The organism is Armatimonas rosea (assembly GCF_014202505.1).
Lineage (GTDB): Bacteria > Armatimonadota > Armatimonadia > Armatimonadales > Armatimonadaceae > Armatimonas > Armatimonas rosea.
Map to the genome: position 1 here is coordinate 591754 of NZ_JACHGW010000003.1, position 15278 is coordinate 607031.

Annotated in this window: 16 protein-coding genes and 1 tRNA gene; 5 read left to right on the plus strand and 12 right to left on the minus strand. The window is 63.4% G+C overall.

The annotated features are described in order from the left end of the window. Window positions 1-7 precede the first annotated feature (7 nt). Window positions 8-943 carry a cupin domain-containing protein gene (locus HNQ39_RS17720; protein WP_184199419.1) on the minus strand — a complete coding sequence of 312 codons (936 nt, stop codon included), beginning with the start codon at window positions 941-943 and terminating at the stop codon, window positions 8-10. Window positions 944-982: 39 nt separating this feature from the next. Here HNQ39_RS17720 and HNQ39_RS17725 point away from each other — a divergent pair, with 39 nt between their 5' ends. After that, window positions 983-2044 (plus strand): Gfo/Idh/MocA family protein, encoded by a 1062-nt coding sequence (locus HNQ39_RS17725; RefSeq protein WP_184199422.1) that lies wholly within the window; start codon window positions 983-985, stop codon window positions 2042-2044. A gap of 32 nt (window positions 2045-2076) precedes the next feature. After that, window positions 2077-2568 carry a hypothetical protein gene (locus HNQ39_RS17730; protein WP_184199425.1) on the plus strand — a complete coding sequence of 164 codons (492 nt, stop codon included), beginning with the start codon at window positions 2077-2079 and terminating at the stop codon, window positions 2566-2568. A 41-nt stretch (window positions 2569-2609) separates the two neighbouring features. Here the strand turns inward: HNQ39_RS17730 and HNQ39_RS17735 are convergent, their stop codons facing one another. The 10 genes from HNQ39_RS17735 to HNQ39_RS17780 form a co-directional block, all read right to left on the minus strand. Continuing rightward, on the minus strand, window positions 2610-5615 hold the full coding sequence (locus HNQ39_RS17735; protein WP_184199429.1) for a PSD1 and planctomycete cytochrome C domain-containing protein: 3006 nt from the start codon (window positions 5613-5615) through the stop codon (window positions 2610-2612). 9 nt (window positions 5616-5624) lie between these two features. Next, on the minus strand, window positions 5625-6875 hold the full coding sequence (locus HNQ39_RS17740) for an MFS transporter (protein WP_343075976.1): 1251 nt from the start codon (window positions 6873-6875) through the stop codon (window positions 5625-5627). A gap of 3 nt (window positions 6876-6878) precedes the next feature. After that, window positions 6879-7790, minus strand: a complete 912-nt coding sequence (locus HNQ39_RS17745) for a DUF4097 family beta strand repeat-containing protein (protein ID WP_184199435.1) — start codon at window positions 7788-7790, stop codon at window positions 6879-6881. A 12-nt stretch (window positions 7791-7802) separates the two neighbouring features. Continuing rightward, on the minus strand, window positions 7803-8546 hold the full coding sequence (locus HNQ39_RS17750) for a DUF92 domain-containing protein (protein WP_184199438.1): 744 nt from the start codon (window positions 8544-8546) through the stop codon (window positions 7803-7805). Window positions 8547-8721: 175 nt separating this feature from the next. Next, the gene (locus HNQ39_RS17755; protein ID WP_184199441.1) at window positions 8722-9309 is read right to left on the minus strand and encodes a CPBP family intramembrane glutamic endopeptidase; all 588 of its coding nucleotides are present in this window, start codon (window positions 9307-9309) and stop codon (window positions 8722-8724) included. A gap of 40 nt (window positions 9310-9349) precedes the next feature. Continuing rightward, on the minus strand, window positions 9350-10507 hold the full coding sequence (locus tag HNQ39_RS17760) for an ABC transporter ATP-binding protein (protein WP_184199444.1): 1158 nt from the start codon (window positions 10505-10507) through the stop codon (window positions 9350-9352). Window positions 10508-10539: 32 nt separating this feature from the next. Next, entirely contained in the window at window positions 10540-11106 is a 567-nt protein-coding gene (locus HNQ39_RS17765) for a Uma2 family endonuclease (RefSeq protein ID WP_184199447.1), read from the minus strand. A 30-nt stretch (window positions 11107-11136) separates the two neighbouring features. Continuing rightward, window positions 11137-11547, minus strand: a complete 411-nt coding sequence (locus HNQ39_RS17770; RefSeq protein WP_184199450.1) for a hypothetical protein — start codon at window positions 11545-11547, stop codon at window positions 11137-11139. A 3-nt stretch (window positions 11548-11550) separates the two neighbouring features. Beyond that, window positions 11551-12672 (minus strand): lytic transglycosylase domain-containing protein, encoded by a 1122-nt coding sequence (locus HNQ39_RS17775; RefSeq protein WP_184199453.1) that lies wholly within the window; start codon window positions 12670-12672, stop codon window positions 11551-11553. Window position 12673: 1 nt separating this feature from the next. Then, window positions 12674-12761: transfer RNA gene (locus HNQ39_RS17780), tRNA-Ser, on the minus strand. A 172-nt stretch (window positions 12762-12933) separates the two neighbouring features. On the opposite strand from HNQ39_RS17780, the gene HNQ39_RS17785 reads away from it, so the two are divergent. The 3 genes from HNQ39_RS17785 (at window position 12934) to HNQ39_RS17795 (ending at window position 14600) form a co-directional block, all read left to right on the plus strand. Continuing rightward, window positions 12934-13506: a redoxin family protein gene (locus HNQ39_RS17785; RefSeq protein ID WP_184199456.1), complete on the plus strand. Its 573-nt coding sequence runs from the start codon at window positions 12934-12936 to the stop codon at window positions 13504-13506. Between the two features lie 113 nt (window positions 13507-13619). Then, window positions 13620-13805 carry a hypothetical protein gene (locus tag HNQ39_RS17790; RefSeq protein WP_184199459.1) on the plus strand — a complete coding sequence of 62 codons (186 nt, stop codon included), beginning with the start codon at window positions 13620-13622 and terminating at the stop codon, window positions 13803-13805. A gap of 24 nt (window positions 13806-13829) precedes the next feature. Next, a complete protein-coding gene (locus tag HNQ39_RS17795) occupies window positions 13830-14600 on the plus strand; it encodes a hypothetical protein (protein WP_184199462.1) in 771 nt (256 codons plus the stop codon). On the opposite strand, the gene HNQ39_RS17800 is transcribed toward HNQ39_RS17795, so the two are convergent. Further along, on the minus strand, window positions 14593-15234 hold the full coding sequence (locus tag HNQ39_RS17800) for a 3-keto-disaccharide hydrolase (RefSeq protein ID WP_184199465.1): 642 nt from the start codon (window positions 15232-15234) through the stop codon (window positions 14593-14595). The two genes, HNQ39_RS17795 and HNQ39_RS17800, sit on opposite strands and share 8 nt — an antisense overlap. Window positions 15235-15278 lie beyond the last annotated feature (44 nt).

Sequence of the window (15278 nt, forward strand, 5' to 3'; positions counted from 1 at the left end):
GATCCTCCTAGAGCGAGGGCATTCGTCCACCGGGGAGGACAAACTTAATCCCGAGGGTACGCAGATAGGTCTGTAGCCCCGCGTCCTGCATGGGCAGCAGGTGCGCCTCGCGGCCGGACTCGTTGTAGTGGGCGTGCCAGTAGCCGGGCGGGGTGATAAACGACGAGAACGGCTTCCAGTCTACTTTTACGGGGTCGAGGATCTCGCCTTTCTCGTTGATCTTGGTGCCGACCAGGGTGTAGCAGCCCGGGTCGCAGTCCAAGATCAGGTCCAGGGCGACCGACTCGTGGCGGTGCGGGAGCTGGATGGCGTTGACGGGAAGCACGCCCAGCATCGCCCAGAGCGTGTGGGTGATGGTGAGGGTCTGGTCCATGGCCTTGTTGGCAAGTAGCACGCTGATGCGGCTGCGGTTGATGGCATCGCCCTCGCTCTTGGCCTGTGCCAGCGCGGCGAGCGAGTCCTCGGCGGTGAAGAGGGTCGGGGCGAAGCGCGGGGTGTCGGCGATCGCGCCCAGATAGCGCAGGAGGGGCTCGTCGTGGACCAGGTAGAGCGCGGCGTCTTGCTCGGCGCTGTGGTGGGTCTCCTTGCCTGTCGGGAGCACCACAAAGTCGCCGGTCTTCCAGGGGATCTCAAGGTCATCGAAGCGGGTGCTGCCCTTGCCACGCATGACATAGTAGAGCTGCGAGGTCGCGTTGAAGCGGAGCGTCAGGCTCTCGCCGGGCAGGATATGGACAAAGTTGGCACAGAGCGCCGGGCTGGTCGCGGGGCCGTCGCACCGTAGCGCATCGCTCACATCCAGGGGAATAAGCTGTGTCGGGCCGCTCTCGTGGAGGGAGCTCGGAAAGTCCGCGTAGGGAATCTTGGAGATCGTCCCCGACCCAATCGGATCGGCGGCCTTGGTGTACTCGAAGTAGAGACCGTTCTCGGTCAGGCTCGTTTGCATGATAGGGCTATTTTAGCCGACGTTTGCTATAATTCCCCTATGTTCAAAGTCGCCATTATCGGCACCGGCCTGCCGTGGAAAACCGAGGGATCGACGGGGTTTGGGATGAGCCGTGCCCATGCTCCTGGCTATGTCAAGTCCGGCAAGTGTGAGATTGTCGCCCTCGCCGACCTCAAAGAGGCCAACATGGCTGCCTTCAATGTGGAGCTCTGCGAGGGAAAGGCACGCCAGTACACCGACTACCACGCGATGCTCGCGGCGGAGAGGCCCGATATTGTCTCGATTGCGACCTGGCCGCACCTCCACGCCGAGATGGTGATCGCTGCCGCGGACGCCGGGGTGAGGGCGATCCACTGCGAGAAACCGATGGCGGGGACCTTTGGGGAGGCACGGCGCATGGCAGCGGTCTGTGCGGAGCGTGGGGTGCAGCTGACCTTCAACCATCAGCGCCGCCACCTGCCCACGTTTCAGACCGCAAAGCGCCTTCTCGCCGAGCGAGCGATTGGGGAGCTGACCCGGCTGGAAGGGAGCTGCTCCAATATGCTGGACTGGGGGACACACTGGCTCAATATGTTCCAGATGCTCAATGGCGAGTCCACGCCAGTCTGGGTGATGGGGCAGGTGGACTACCGCAAGCCGCACCAGGTCTACGGCGTGATCCACGACACCGACGGCATGTGCCTGGTCGGCTATGAGAACGGGGTCCATGGCCTGCTCTGCACCGGAGAGACTGCGGAGAAGGCAGTCGGGTGTGCGATCAAGGCGATTGGCACCGAGGGCACCCTGGAGATCCACAACACCGCGCCCCACCTGCGCCTGCGCAAGGGGAGCGTGCTCGAAGAGTGGACCGGGCCGGAGACCGAGGGCGGCCTGCACGGCAACTTTGCGAATCACGACAATGTGGTGGACTTGGTCAACGCGCTGGAGAGTGGCACCAAACCCCTCTGCGACGTGAGCAATGCCCTGGCGACCACGGAGATTATCTACGCCTGCTACGAGTCGGCGCGGCGGCGGGGGCGGATCGAGCTACCGCTGACCATCGACGATCACCCGCTGGCGGAGCTGGTTCAGAGCGGGGCCTATCCCGCAACCGCTCCTTGAAGGTATAGTGTGAGGTAAGGATCAAAGAAACTATGCGACGAAACCTAATTTTTGTGAGCGCACTGGCGCTTCTGGCGGGCTGCTCCTCTGGGACCGTGACTCCGCAGATCAACCTCCCGACCGTGGAGCAGCTCCGTGCTGTCCCCGTGAGTGTTGGGGTGGCGAGCAAGACCCTCAAGGGCCAGACCGCCCTCTGGCGGAACATGATGCCCGTTGTCACTCTGGCAGGCGAGCCTGCACCCACACGCCCCTTGATCGTCTCTGTCACGGTCAAGTCGGAGGACAACGCCGCGGTTCCAGGGGGACTTCAGGCGCAGCGTGTCACGGTCACCAATGGCACCGATGTCTGGACCTCGACTACCCTAGAGCTCCGCAGCGACGAGACCTCCTTTGGTGCGATTGTCCGCGACGGCCCCGAGTGGGCGATTGGCTCCCAGGTCGATGTGGTCGTGGACTTCAAAGACAGCTCGGGCGGGGTCTATCAGCTCCGCGCCGTCGGCCAGATCGTCCAGGGCGCGTTCTAGTCTCGCCCTAGTTAGTGATCGCCCCGGTTAGAGCGGGGCGATTAGTTTGTCAGTGCTTCATCCAAGTTAAGGAGCACGTTGCCCACCACCGTCCAGGCTGCAAGCACTCCCGGGTCCTCGCCGGGCTGTACCGTGATAATGGCATCGCGCAGGAGCGCGAGGGCATCACTGGGGTGCTTGCGGAACTCTGAGAGGGTCTCGGTGAAGAGGGCGCGGAGGCGTCTTTCTTCCTGAGCTGTGGGCTTGCGCGCGAGGAGGCGCGCAAAGCCCACACCCAGCCCCTGCTTTGCCATGCGCCTTCCCAGTGCTCCGGCGGCTTCGACAAACACCGGATCGTTGAGGGTGATGAGGGCTTGGAGCGGGGTGTTGGTCCGAATCCGCCGCACCAGGCAGACCTCACCACTGCCGCCGTCGAAGGTCGTGAGCATCGGGTGGGGGCTGGTGCGGCGCAGGAACGTGTAGAGGCCACGTCGCCAGCGGTCCTCACCCGGGCTCGTCTCCCACTTCATCCCCGAGTAGGTCACTTTCCAGAGCCCCGCCGGCTGGGGAGGGAAGACACTTGGGCCACCGAGCTTGTTACTGAGGAGCCCCGCCGCCGCGAGGGCCTGGTCGCGGATTACCTCGGCGGGGAGGCGGAAGCGTGGGCCGCGGGAGAGAAGCCGGTTGCGTGGGTCCTTGGCGAGTGTCTCCTTGGTCGTGGTCGAGGCCTGCTGGTAGGTCTGGCTCAGGACCAGGGTCTTAAGGAGCTTCTTCACCGACCAGTGACAGTCTCTCTGGAAGTGCAGGGCGAGCCAGTCCAGGAGCTCAGGGTGCGATGGTGGTGCGCCTTGGGTCCCAAAGTCCTCTTCGGTCTCCACCAGTCCCACGCCAAAGAGCCTGGCCCAGTAGCGGTTGACCTGCACGCGGGCCGTGAGCGGGTTCTCGGGGGAGACCAGCCAGCGGGCGGCATGGAGGCGTGTGGGTGCCCCCCCCGCCCCCGCAAGCGGGGGAGCCAGTGAGGGGAGGAGTGCTGGGGTGACGACCTCACCAGGGTCGAGGAAGTTGCCGCGCGTGTGGAGACGCGTGACCCGCTGCCTTCCGGGGGGGAGCTCGCGGTAGATCGGCGTGGCGGGGATCGAGCGCTCCAGGCGGGCTTGCTCGTTTTGCAGGCTCTCCAGCTCCGCGAAGCGCTGCGGGTTGGTCTGCTTGAGATAGGCCTCGTCGCGCTCCGCAGCGGTGAGCGAGAGGCTGGGGGAGAGAAGCGCCCGGTCCGCGCCGCTCACCGAGAGCCGGAAGCAGCCCACGGCGAGATTCGGATAGTTCTGGGTGAGGCGCACCTCCAGCGTCCCGCCCGCCGCGACCAGAGGCTCTGCTAGCTCAAAGACCGCCACGTGCGGCTCGGCGTTCTTAGGAGACCAGGCCCAGCCCGTATCCTCCTTGCCGTCGATGGCATTGGCGACCGGCCAGCCCCCTTGCTCAAAGTCCGCGCGGGCATTCTTCAAGAGGAGCGGCTTGTCCTGGTAGCGCACGGTCAGCTCGGAGACCACCGCGTTCTGGTCGTCCCGGTTGCGGCCCGGCCCACCATTGGGGAGTGTGGGGTCTTTGAGCACCTCTAGCCGAAGCCCGGTGACCGTCCCCGCGGGCAGGCTCAGGCTCAGCGTGTAGGCCTCTTTTTCCGCCCGTGCCCCGGAGACCAGAAAGGCCCCGTCGGCGCGCGTTGCCAGCCTGGCCCCGCTGCTCGCCGAGGCCGTTTTAAGGGCGAGGGGGCTCCAGAGGTTCTGCTTGGCCAGCGCCGCCTCCCAGGTAGTGCGCTCCGGCGACGGCTTCGCGGCGTCGGCATGGATCGCGGCGAGCTGGGCCTTGAGGGCGGCCAGGCGCTTGGTGGTCGCCTCGGTCGCGATCGCCTTGGTTGGGGCGTCGTCGTAGCGGTCGGCGTCCTCGGTCTGGTTGAAGATCGCGTAGAACCGGTAGTAGTCCTTCTGGCTGATCGGATCGTACTTGTGGGTGTGGCACTTGGCGCAGCCGAGAGTAAGCCCCATCCAGACCTGCCCGGTCGTGTCCACCCGGTCTTTTACCGCGATCTGCCGGAACTCTTCGTCGTCGGTGCCGCCTTCGTCGTTGGTGGGCGTGTTGCGGTGAAACGCGGTCGCCAGAATCTGGGAGTCCGTGGCGTTGGGGATCAGGTCGCCGGCGAGCTGCTCGATCGTGAACTGGTCGAAGGGCATGTCGGCGTTGAAGGCATCGATCACCCAGTCCCGCCAGCGCCACATGGTCCGGGGCAGGTCTTTCTCGTAGCCCTTCGTGTCGGCGTAGCGTGCCAGGTCCAGCCAGAGCCGCGCCCAGTGCTCGCCGTAGCTTGGGGACGCCAGTAGCTCCTCGACGAGCTTGGCATAGGCATCGGGGTGCGTGTCCTTGACAAAGGCCTCGACCCGCTCGGGCGTGGGCGGCAGGCCGGTCAGGTCCAGGCTCACCCGCCGGATCAGTGTCCGCCGGTCCGCGGGCGGCGCGGGCGTGAGGTTCTCTTTAGCAAGGCGAGCGCGAATGAAGAGGTCGATGGGGGACGATTGGGCATCCCTTGCATCCCTCCCCGGTTTGACATCCCTCCCCCCGGCCCCCTCCCTTCCCCTGAGACCCGACTTCGTCCCCGCGAAGCGGGAAACAGAGCGAAGGGAGGGGGACGGGGGGAGGGATGCCGATGCCGGTTTCACAAACGACCAGTGCTGCTCGTACTTGCCGCCCTCGCCGATCCAGCGCATCAGAAGGGTTTTCTCCGCGGCCGTGAGCGTGTGCCCGCTCCCGGCGGGGGGCATCTGGAGAGAGTCGGTGCGCCGGAGGCGCTGGGCGAGCGGGCTGGCGAGAATATCGCCGCCGACCACCGCACGATTGGGCAGGTCCAGGCGCAGGTTGGCCTTGCGGGCGCTCTCATCAAACCCGTGGCAGGCGTAGCAGTTCTTCGCGAGGAGCGGCTGCACCTGGCGGAACGCGATGGGGGCTTTTTGCGGGGGCTGCGCTGCCTTACCCGGCGCAAGGGCGATACAGACCAGAGGCAGGAGTGCCAGACTCTTCATGGGGCTATTTTAGCCGGTTTTTGGCGCGGGTGGGTTGCTCTCGGGGACGCGGGTAATGAGATAGAGGGCACCGAGCACGCCGACAGCGCTCATGGCGACAAACATCGCGCTGAAGCCGTAGCGCTCAGCGAGCCAGCCACAGAGCGCGGGGGAGACCGAGAGCGCGATCCCCGAGGTGGCGGTCATCATCGCCTGGGTCGTCCCACGCTGGGAGTCGGTGACACAGTCATTGACATAGACCACTGCGAGGGTTCCCACGATCCCGTAGTTCAGCCCATGGAGCGCCTGGATGGCCATGACAGTCGCGGGGCTGGTGGCGAGGGTGTAGAGCAGTAGGCGCACGGGCATGAGGCAGAACGCCAAGACCAGCGCGGGCTTTCGTCCATTGCGGTCGGTCCATTTTCCCACCTGGCTCATCACCAGCACCTCGCACACGACCCCCGCGGCAAACATCAGCGAGATCTGGCGCGGCGCAGCCCCCAGGGATTTCATAAAGAGCGAGAGATACGACGATGCCCCGTAGAGTGCGAACTGGTAGAGAAAGTAAGCAAAAAAGAAGTGCTTAAGCCCCCTCCCCCCGCCGCTTAGACGGCGACCCCCTCCGGCAATCGCTCGTTCCTCGCTGCGAAGGGGGACGGAACTTGATGGAGCTAGTTTTGTGTCGGGGACGATGAGGGAGATGGCGGCGATGAGGAAGAAAAGCAGGGGGCCGTAGGTGAAGACCGGGGCAAGGTCGGTGCGGGACATGCCTGGCGACGGGGAGAGCAGGAAGCCGGTGACGACACAGACACAGATGTAGCCGACACTCCCCCAGACACGGTACTTGGCATAGGCCGCCCCCCCGCCCTCCGTGGTTGCCAGCCGCCCCACGAGCACCCCCCCGACCGTGTTGAGGTACTGGAGCCCATTGGTCCCGAGTGCCGTCAGGAGCAGAAAGGGCCAGAAGCCATCGGCGAGGCGGAAGAGGAGATAGGCGACCCCTGCCAGAAGCGCCGTGGCGACCATCAGGGGGCGTCGGGCATCGAGGCGGTCTGAGAGGCGGCCTAAGAGGGGCTGAATCAGAACGGCGATCACCGTGCCAAGGCCCGCCAGGAGCCCGATCTGCGCCTTATCCAACCCCGAGGCGGCGTAGTAGGGCGAGGTAAACGGTTGTAAGAACCCAAACGACCCGGTCACCAGAAAGAGGCACAGCGCCAGAGCTATTTTACGCCAGCGGGGAACTGCTTGTGGGGAGTCAGGATTCAGAAGAGAGCTTCTCAGTGTCTAGCCCTTCTCTAAGAGCGTATCGCCGACACCGGAGGTGACTTTGATCTGCACCGTGCCCCCGCGTCCCAGTGTGCCGGTGAGAAGCCCGCCCGTGTCGCCGACCGAGCGGGGGCGGCGGGTGAGGTTGAAGTCCGAGCGGAACTTCCCGGACTGGGTGCTGACGGTCGCATCGCCCTTGACATTGCCAGGGATTCGCACTTGAACGCTGCCCACCCCCGCCGAGGCGCTGAGGCTCTGCTTCGGAATGGACTTGAGCTGGGCAAGGATGCCGCCTACCTGGGTCTGGAGCGCCACACGGTTGGCCGCTGCGGTCTCCAGCGTCGCGCGCACCGAGCCAACACGCAGGGTTGCCTGAAGGTCGTTGAAGGAGCCACTGACCTCAAGGTCGCCGGTATCCATCCCGATCATGGTTCCGCCCTTGACCACCTTGAGGTTATCGAGCTTGACCAGCCCCGTGCCACTCTTGATCGTCAGTGCCGTCAGCTCCCCCGCGATCTCGGTCGTCCCCACGAGCAGGCTACTAGAGAGGCGGAGCCCCGCGGGGATATGGATCTCGATATCGAGCTCGACCTCGGGGGCGTCTTCCGTGAACCGCTCACGCCGCAGGTCCTCGGGGATCACATCGTCGAGCACCAGCGTCCCGCCCTCGTTGAGGCAGGTAGGGACGGTCTCCTTGAGCTTGAGCTGGGCGGTGGGCTTGTCCTTGGCCCGGATGGTTCGGGTCGCGCGGATCTGGATCTCGTTTTTCCGATCCGTGTCGATCTTGATGGTCCCCACGACCCCTTTGAGCGCAAGCCCGACAATCCCCTGGGCGGGGAACTCCCACTTGTACTCTTTCTTCTCCTCGGTCGTGGCGTGTGCGAGGGAGGTGGTGATTAGAAAACAGGCGACAGTGGCAAAAGCTCTCATGGGTGATTTTCCTTAGTGTATCAGAACGTGGCCCAGGACATAGGCTGTGACCGCTCCAACGAGGGTGGCTAGTATATTTACGGCATCGTTACGCATCCAGTTCACCCCGCGTGTCGGTTTTCCCTGTGGAATTTCACTCCAGCGCTTTTTCTGTTCATCCCACCACTGCGCCTGGAGGGTCGCGCCGAGCACCGAGTCCACCAGCGCGCCCAGAAAACCGGCCAGGGTGACCGTGAGAAAGAGCCCCCCCCGTCCCCATAAACACGGGAGCCCACCGATAAGCGCTGCGCCTGCTAGAGCGGCCAGGGTCCCTAGCACCGAGACCGCCCCCGACTCGCCTGGCTCTGCGGGGGCAAGGGTGGTGATGCGCCGTGGCTTGCCCCCAAAGAGGGAGCCCAGCTCCGTGGCCCAGGTGTCGGCGTTGGCGGCGGCCAAGGCTCCCAGCATCGCCTCCGGCTGGCCCAGAAGGGCACAGAGTGCCGCGATCCCTCCGTTGGCGAGCACTTGCCAGGCATCGCGCTGGCCGGGCTTCTCAAAGCCGAGCTTGTCTTTCTTGCGCTTGCCTAGCTTCGAGAGCGCGGTAGAGGTCCCAAAGAACGTCAGCAGTGCTCCCGCCGCCAGCCAGCCGCCAAACGCGAGGTGGCAGAAGCCCACACCCGCCGCCGCAACCGCGCCCGAGAGGGTGAGGGCACGCACGCGCCACGCGAGAAAGCCCATCAGCGGCGCACCGATCGTGGCAGCAAGAAGGGGAGTCATCTTTTAGATCGCCCCCATATGAATCGCCCCGATGAACCGGGGCGTCTTGCTATCGTCGCAGGCTCCGACACAAAGGCCTTTGGCCATAGGGCTTTCTCATGGCCGGAGGCCTTCGTGTCGCGTAGCGACAGCAAGACGCTCCCGTTCATGGGAGCGATTACGGATGGGAGCGCTCCTAACGAAATGCAAGCCATACAATAACCAAGAGGGGAAGGTCGGCGGCGAGGGCATGGAGCAAGATCGCATCCCCCAGGGTTTTTGTCTTCTCCACGACCTCGCCGAGCGCGAAGCCGATTGCCATTACGCCTAGAACGGCGAGGGGGGCGACCCAGAGCGGGGCGATCAGAAAGATCGGGAGGCTATGCCACGCCCCAAAGAGGAGTGCAGTGTAGAGGGGGCCGTGGGGGCGCAGTGCGCTTCGCCAGAAAAGCTCTTCGACTAGCGGGTTGCCGATCAGGAAGTAGGGAAAGAGCCACCCAAAGCTGGCAGGCGTAATGCCAACCCCCGCGAGGCGCTCGGTCAAGAGCGCGGCGGGCAGGAGCCACTTGCCCAAGAGCTGGTAGAGGCCGACGAGAACAAGATTACTGGCGAGAGCAACCCCGAGATGGACTCGGAGCGGCCACTTGGGCTTGAGCGAGCAGGAAAAGCCGCCGAGCCGCTTGGTGCCGTAGAGGCAGACACTGGCGTAGAAGAGAAACGCCAGAAACGCGGAGTGAAAGACAAAAAGGCCCGCCGCGACGGCGGGCCAGGGGAGCAAGGCCAATCCCAAACTTCCCCCACGTGTGGGGGCTAGGGGGCTGGGGCTAGAAAATCGCTTTTTCGGTGTCTTTGTCGAAGACATGGCAGTGGTCGGCATCGATGACGATGTCCAGTGGGGCGTTCTCTTTGGCGACCGTGCTCGCATCGACCACGGAGACCAGCGCGTGGCCCCCAAGGCTGATGTAGAGGTTGGAGGTCGCACCCATCTGCTCAATCACCTCAACCTGCGCGCGGACGACATTGCTCGGCGTCCCGGAGACCAGAGCCTTGTCGTTGAGGTGCTCGGGGCGGACACCGAAGACCACTTCCTTGCCGACATACGGAGCCAAGACGGCGGCGCGGTCGGTGCCCAGGGTGACGGAGAAGCCACCGCAGTCGATCACCGGAGTGCCTCCCTCCATTTTTACGGTCGCACCCTTGACAAAGTTCATCGGGGGCATGCCGATAAAGCCGGCGACAAACATATTAGCCGGGTGGCGATAGATGTTCTGCGGGGTATCGCACTGCTGGAGCAGGCCGTTGTTCATCACCGCGATCCGCTGGCCCATGGTCATGGCCTCGACCTGGTCGTGGGTGACGTAGATCGTGGTGACTTTTAGCTCGCGGTGGAGGTTGATGAGCTCAAAGCGGGTCTGCACACGGAGCTTGGCGTCCAGGTTGGAGAGCGGCTCGTCCATGAGGAAGACCTCGGGGTCGCGGACAATGGCGCGGCCAAGGGCGACACGCTGACGCTGCCCGCCGGAGAGTGCCTTGGGCTTGCGATCCAGGTACTGGGTGATGTCGAGCTTGCGGGCCGCCGCCTGGATCTTGGCATCGATATCGGCCTCGACCTCCTTGTACTTGGGGGTGAACTTCTGCCAGATCGGAGGGAGCATGCGCAGGCGGAGCCCAAAGGCCATGTTCTCGTAGACACTCATGTGCGGGTAGAGCGCGTAGTTCTGGAAGACCATGGCGATATTGCGATCCCGGGGCGGCACGTCGTTGACCACACGCTCCCCGATCAGAATCTCGCCGCTGGTAACTTCCTCCAGACCCGCGACCATACGCATCGTCGTGGTCTTGCCACAGCCCGACGGTCCGACCAGCACCATAAACTCCCCGTCGTGGATCTCCAGATCGAGATCCTTGACGGCGTTGACTTCCTTCTTGGACTGCTGATCCACGAAGGTCTTATTCAAGTTGCGAAGAATGACTTTTGCCATAATTGTCCTGCGAGGAGTATAACCTAGTCCGCCTACTTCGGCAACAAGGCCGCCACAGAGATTTGCGCATCGGGCTTTGCCAGCGGCGCTGCACTCTGGGTATCGTCGTAGAGGTGCGTGCTGCGGTAGATCGTCCCGTGTGGCTCCCGTCGCACCTCCAGTGTCCGGGCGTTGATGTCTAGAATCCAATACTCCGCGATCCCTGCCTCCGCGTAGACCTCGGACTTGAGCCCCTTGTCAAAAGCGAGCGTGGAGTCTGAAATCTCCATCACCAAGAGCACGTCGTGCTCTGTCGGATGCTCCGTGTAGTCGTCGGGCTGGCCAATGATGATAGCGATGTCGGGTTCAGGCTCCCCATCTGTCGAGAGACCAATCGGAACCTGTGATTGTACATGGTTGGTCTCTCCAAGAGCAGTTTGAATGACTTGTTCCGATTTCACTACAGCGGTGGCGTGTGGGCGGTTCATAGGCGTTTTGAGATAGATCTCTCCTCGGATGAGCTCTACTTTGGGACTCGTGCCAAAGAGCCCCAGCTCCACCGCTTGGTGGTAGGTCTCACGGGTCCAGTGCCAGGTTGCGGGTTCTTTGGTGGCGCTCATGAGGAAATTATACCGCTGGCTGGAATGACGCTACTTCGCTGAGGACTTCTCGGGCCACAGTGCGACCGCAAGGCAGACCGCTGCGAGGGCCACTTGTGGGACGATGCTCTTGACCTCGCGGCCGTGGGTGCCGGGGCCTTGGTGGGTGGGGAAAACCATCGCGCTTGTCGGTATCAGCCCGACTCGGGCGGCGATATTCTCCGTGTCGGGGGAGACCGCGCCCATCGCCCCGATAGCCTCGGGCGACGTGAGGCCCTTGCGCCAGATAATCAGCCCCATCGCCAGGGCTAAGAGCGGTGCTTCTTGCTGGGGTTTGAGGTCCCGGTGGGGGATCAGGTCGCAGATGGCGTGCGACGCCACCCCGGCACCAAACGCCTTGCTCTCGTGGCCGATAATGCGTCCCAGCGCCGCCCCGACCGCGGCATGCACCCAGGCCATCATGGCTTAGCGAATCCCACAGAGCTCTTTATAGATGCGGATGATCTTCTTGACATAGCCCTGGGTCTCTCGGTACGGGGGGACACCGCCGTACTTCTTGACCGCCCCTTCCCCGGCATTGTAGGAAGCCAGTGTCAGGATCAGCTGCTCCAAGGTAGCGTCGGTGTAGTTGGGCGACTTGCTAAACTTCACCAAGCGCTCCTTGAGCAGGTAGGTTCCCCCGGCGATATTTTGGATCGGGTCGTAGGGGTTGGTGAGCTTGAGGCGCTCGACCTCGTCGGGCATGAGCTGGATCAAGCCCATCGCCCCGGCGTGGCTACGCTCCTGCACCTTGAAGTCCGACTCGGCTATCACGGTGGCGACAATGAGCCGCGGGTCCATGTCGAGTTCCTCGGAGTAGCGCAGGATGGCGTAGGTGATCTGGTCGGCCTGCGCCTCGGAGAGGCGCTTGTTGTGGCGCTTGATGTAGTCGCGGTAGGCGGGAAAGACCGCGCGGGCATTGGGCGAGAGGTCTTCGTAGCGGGCAGGGCCGACCACGATCTGCTTCTTGCCTGCCACCGGCTTCACGGGAAGCGAGCGCGAGGTCAGCGCACCACGGGGGGGAGTGGCCGCCTGAACCCGCTGGCGCTCAAACTCACGCTGGCGCTCCTGCTCAAGCTGCTTGCGCCACGCTGCCTTTTGCTCTTGCTCGGCCTTCCAGCGTGCCTCAAGCGCCCCGATATCCAGCGCAGAGGCCACGGCGAGCACCTCGAGCTCCGGCGTGCCGATCACATTGGCGTTCTCTTCCGTGTCCGTGACAATGCAGAGCGCACGAACCACAGCCCCCGGCTGGAGCCAGGTGGGAACGAGCGACATGCGCAGGGTGAGGCTATCGGTGTTGTTGGTGTTGAGCAGGAGCAGGGCACTGGAGTCGCTGGAAGTAGAGGTCGCGGTCCCGGAGACTGTCCCCTCAATCTCAAAGGCCTTACCACGGTAGGCACCGGGGTTCTCGCGCACCTTCTCCAGGGTCAGGCCCCAGACAATCGGGGAGGCACGGCGCTGCGCCAGGTACTGACTGGTTGGGGAGACACTCTGCTGGGCCCGCACCGGCCCAAGCAAGACAAAGACACCGCACAGGAGTAGGCCCATACGGAGAGTCCGGGATTCGAACCCGGGGTAGGGGTTAAGCCTACAACGGTTTAGCAAACCGTCGCTTTCGACCACTCAGCCAACTCTCCTGATCATAGGAATCTGCTCCTGTTCGGTGTCGCGCCCGTATTCTACCAGATTTCCAGCGTCCTGCAACTCCCGGACGCCTCGCCTCCCAGGAACTTTTTGATTTCCGTAATGTCTAGTGTAGCGGCGGCGTAGGCGCGCCACTACCATCCACTTCAGGGAGCAATTCGTTTTATGTTGAACCGACGTGCGTATATCGGACTTGCTGCGGGGCTGACCGGGGCACTTGCCCTCGGGCTCAATGCCTCCGCCAAGCGTGGTCCTCTCAAGATCGGGGAGGTGGTCAAGGCCCCCGTTCTCCGCGATATCGCCAGCGACAAGCCGCTGGATTTGGCCAGCTACAAAGGGAAAAAAGTGGTCGTGGGGATCTTTGTGCAGAAGAACTGCGGGACCACCTGGAAGTACTACGGCAAGATGGGCGAGATAATCGCCAAGTTCAAGGCCAAGGGAGTTGAGGTGGTTGGCATCCACAGCAGCCAGGGCGAGACCGACGACATGATGCTCTCGGACCTGCAGTCCAAGAACCTCAACATTCCCCTGCTCGACGATAAGAAAGACCAGGCACTCATGAAGCTTGTGGGGGCGAACTGCACCCCGACCTTTGTGGTGATCGACAAAGACAGCAAGCTGCGCTACTTCGGTTCGTACGATAAGTATGGCAGTGCACCCAACTATGTTCCGGACGCACTAAATGCAATCCTCGCGGGCAAGCCAGTTAAGATGGCACAGACCCGCGCCTTTGGCTGAGGGCTCTAAGAACTACCGCTCGTGAAGCGGTGCAAGACTCCTCTACGGAAGGTGGACGTAAAACAGGCGGTGGGCTAGAGTGCCCACCGCCTGTTTTACGTTATACTGCGCCTATGGAACTGACTCAGGAGCAGGTGGCCCAGCTTGCACAGGCATGGCAGCCGACACCCCAGGAGCGACGCTGGGAGAGCATTGGCTGGGTGGAGTCGCTCACCGAGGCGCTCACGCTCGGGCAGAAGAGTAAGCGCCTGATCTTTCTCTTCACCCTCGATGGCCGGATGCAGCGGGGACGCTGCTGAGGGGGCGCTTTTGCGACACGGGCCGTGTCGTTTAACAATGAGAAGATAGTCGCCGCCCTCAACTCTCTGACGGTGCCTGTCTATCTCTCCAACGATCTGGTGGTCGGGGACGAGCGCAGCGCCCTGACACGCATCCACCAGGAAGGCTACCGCAAGAAGCTCTCGGTGGGGACGGTTCACTGCTTTATTCTTGCCCCCGATGGTGCCCTCCTCGACACGATCCACGTGGCACTGGCGAGTCCCCAGCGGATCTTGGAGGCGGTGGAGAGGGCCGCACGGGAGCAAAAGATCGTGCCAGGGAGCCCCCTGGTCCCGGCACACCCCCTCTCGCTTCCCCCGGCACCCCGTGGCGGCCTGCGCCTCCACATTGTTGCCCGTTATCTTGAGCGCAAGCCCGACGGCTCGCTCGGGCTTGTCACGGGCGCGGGAGGCAACTGGAGCGCGCTTCCCGGTGAGGACTGGCTCACGCTGAGCCCGACTGAAGCCAAGGCACTTCGGACGGGGGAGCGCCTCCAAGCGGAGCGCCTGCTCACGCACTTCTACCCCCCGACCGAGAACAACGACCTGACGAAGAATCGCTTTGTGGAGCTGAGCTGGAAAAGCGAGCCGCTCCCAGATGGCATCCTGCGCCTGCGCGGCTCCCTTGTCCTCAAGCACTCTTTCTACAGCCGCGACGATCAAAACACGGCGCAGGCGGAGTGGGTGGGGTATGCCGACAGCAAGACACTCACCCTGGTGACCACCAAGGCGACCTACAATAACCAGCCCTACGCGGTCGCGGTGACCACTACTTAGGACTGCGGGGGAGCTCGGTGAGGTTAAGGTTGCGGAACCAGACCTCGCCGCCGTGCTCCTGGAGCAGGATCTTTCCGGGCTTGGTGCCAAAGTCGGGCTGGTTCTTGAACTTGCTCTTGGCCAGCGCCTCGTTCCACTCCGGGGAGCCCAGCACCACCTCGGCGGTCTTCTTGCCGTTTAGGTAGTGGGTGATCTTTTTCTCCTTGACCACGATCCGGCTCTGGTTCCACTCACCTGCTGGCTTGGGGAGCACCTTCGGGTCCGCGGCAAAGAGATCGTAGATGCTCCCGACCGAGTGCTTGCCGTGGTTGTCGCCCGCGCCGGCTGCGTCGATCAGCTGGTACTCGATCCCGACCATGCTATTGCCGTACTTGCCGAAGTGGTACTTTAGCCCCGAGTTGGTCCCCGGCGCGACCTTCCACTCAAAGCTGAGATCGAAGCTGTCGTAGGTCTTCTCCGTGACAATATCCATCGCGCGGGTCGCCCGGTGCAGGGTGCCGTCGGCGACCTCCCAGCCCGAGGCAATGGGCTTGCCCGCGACCGTGGTCCAGCCGGTGAGAGTCTTGCCATCAAAGAGTGGGGTGGGGTCGGCGGCGAGAAAGAGCGCGGCCCCCAGTGCCAGTAGTGCTTTCATGCTCCCAGTGTACCGGAAAAAAAGCCTGAGAAAGCGAGTACAAT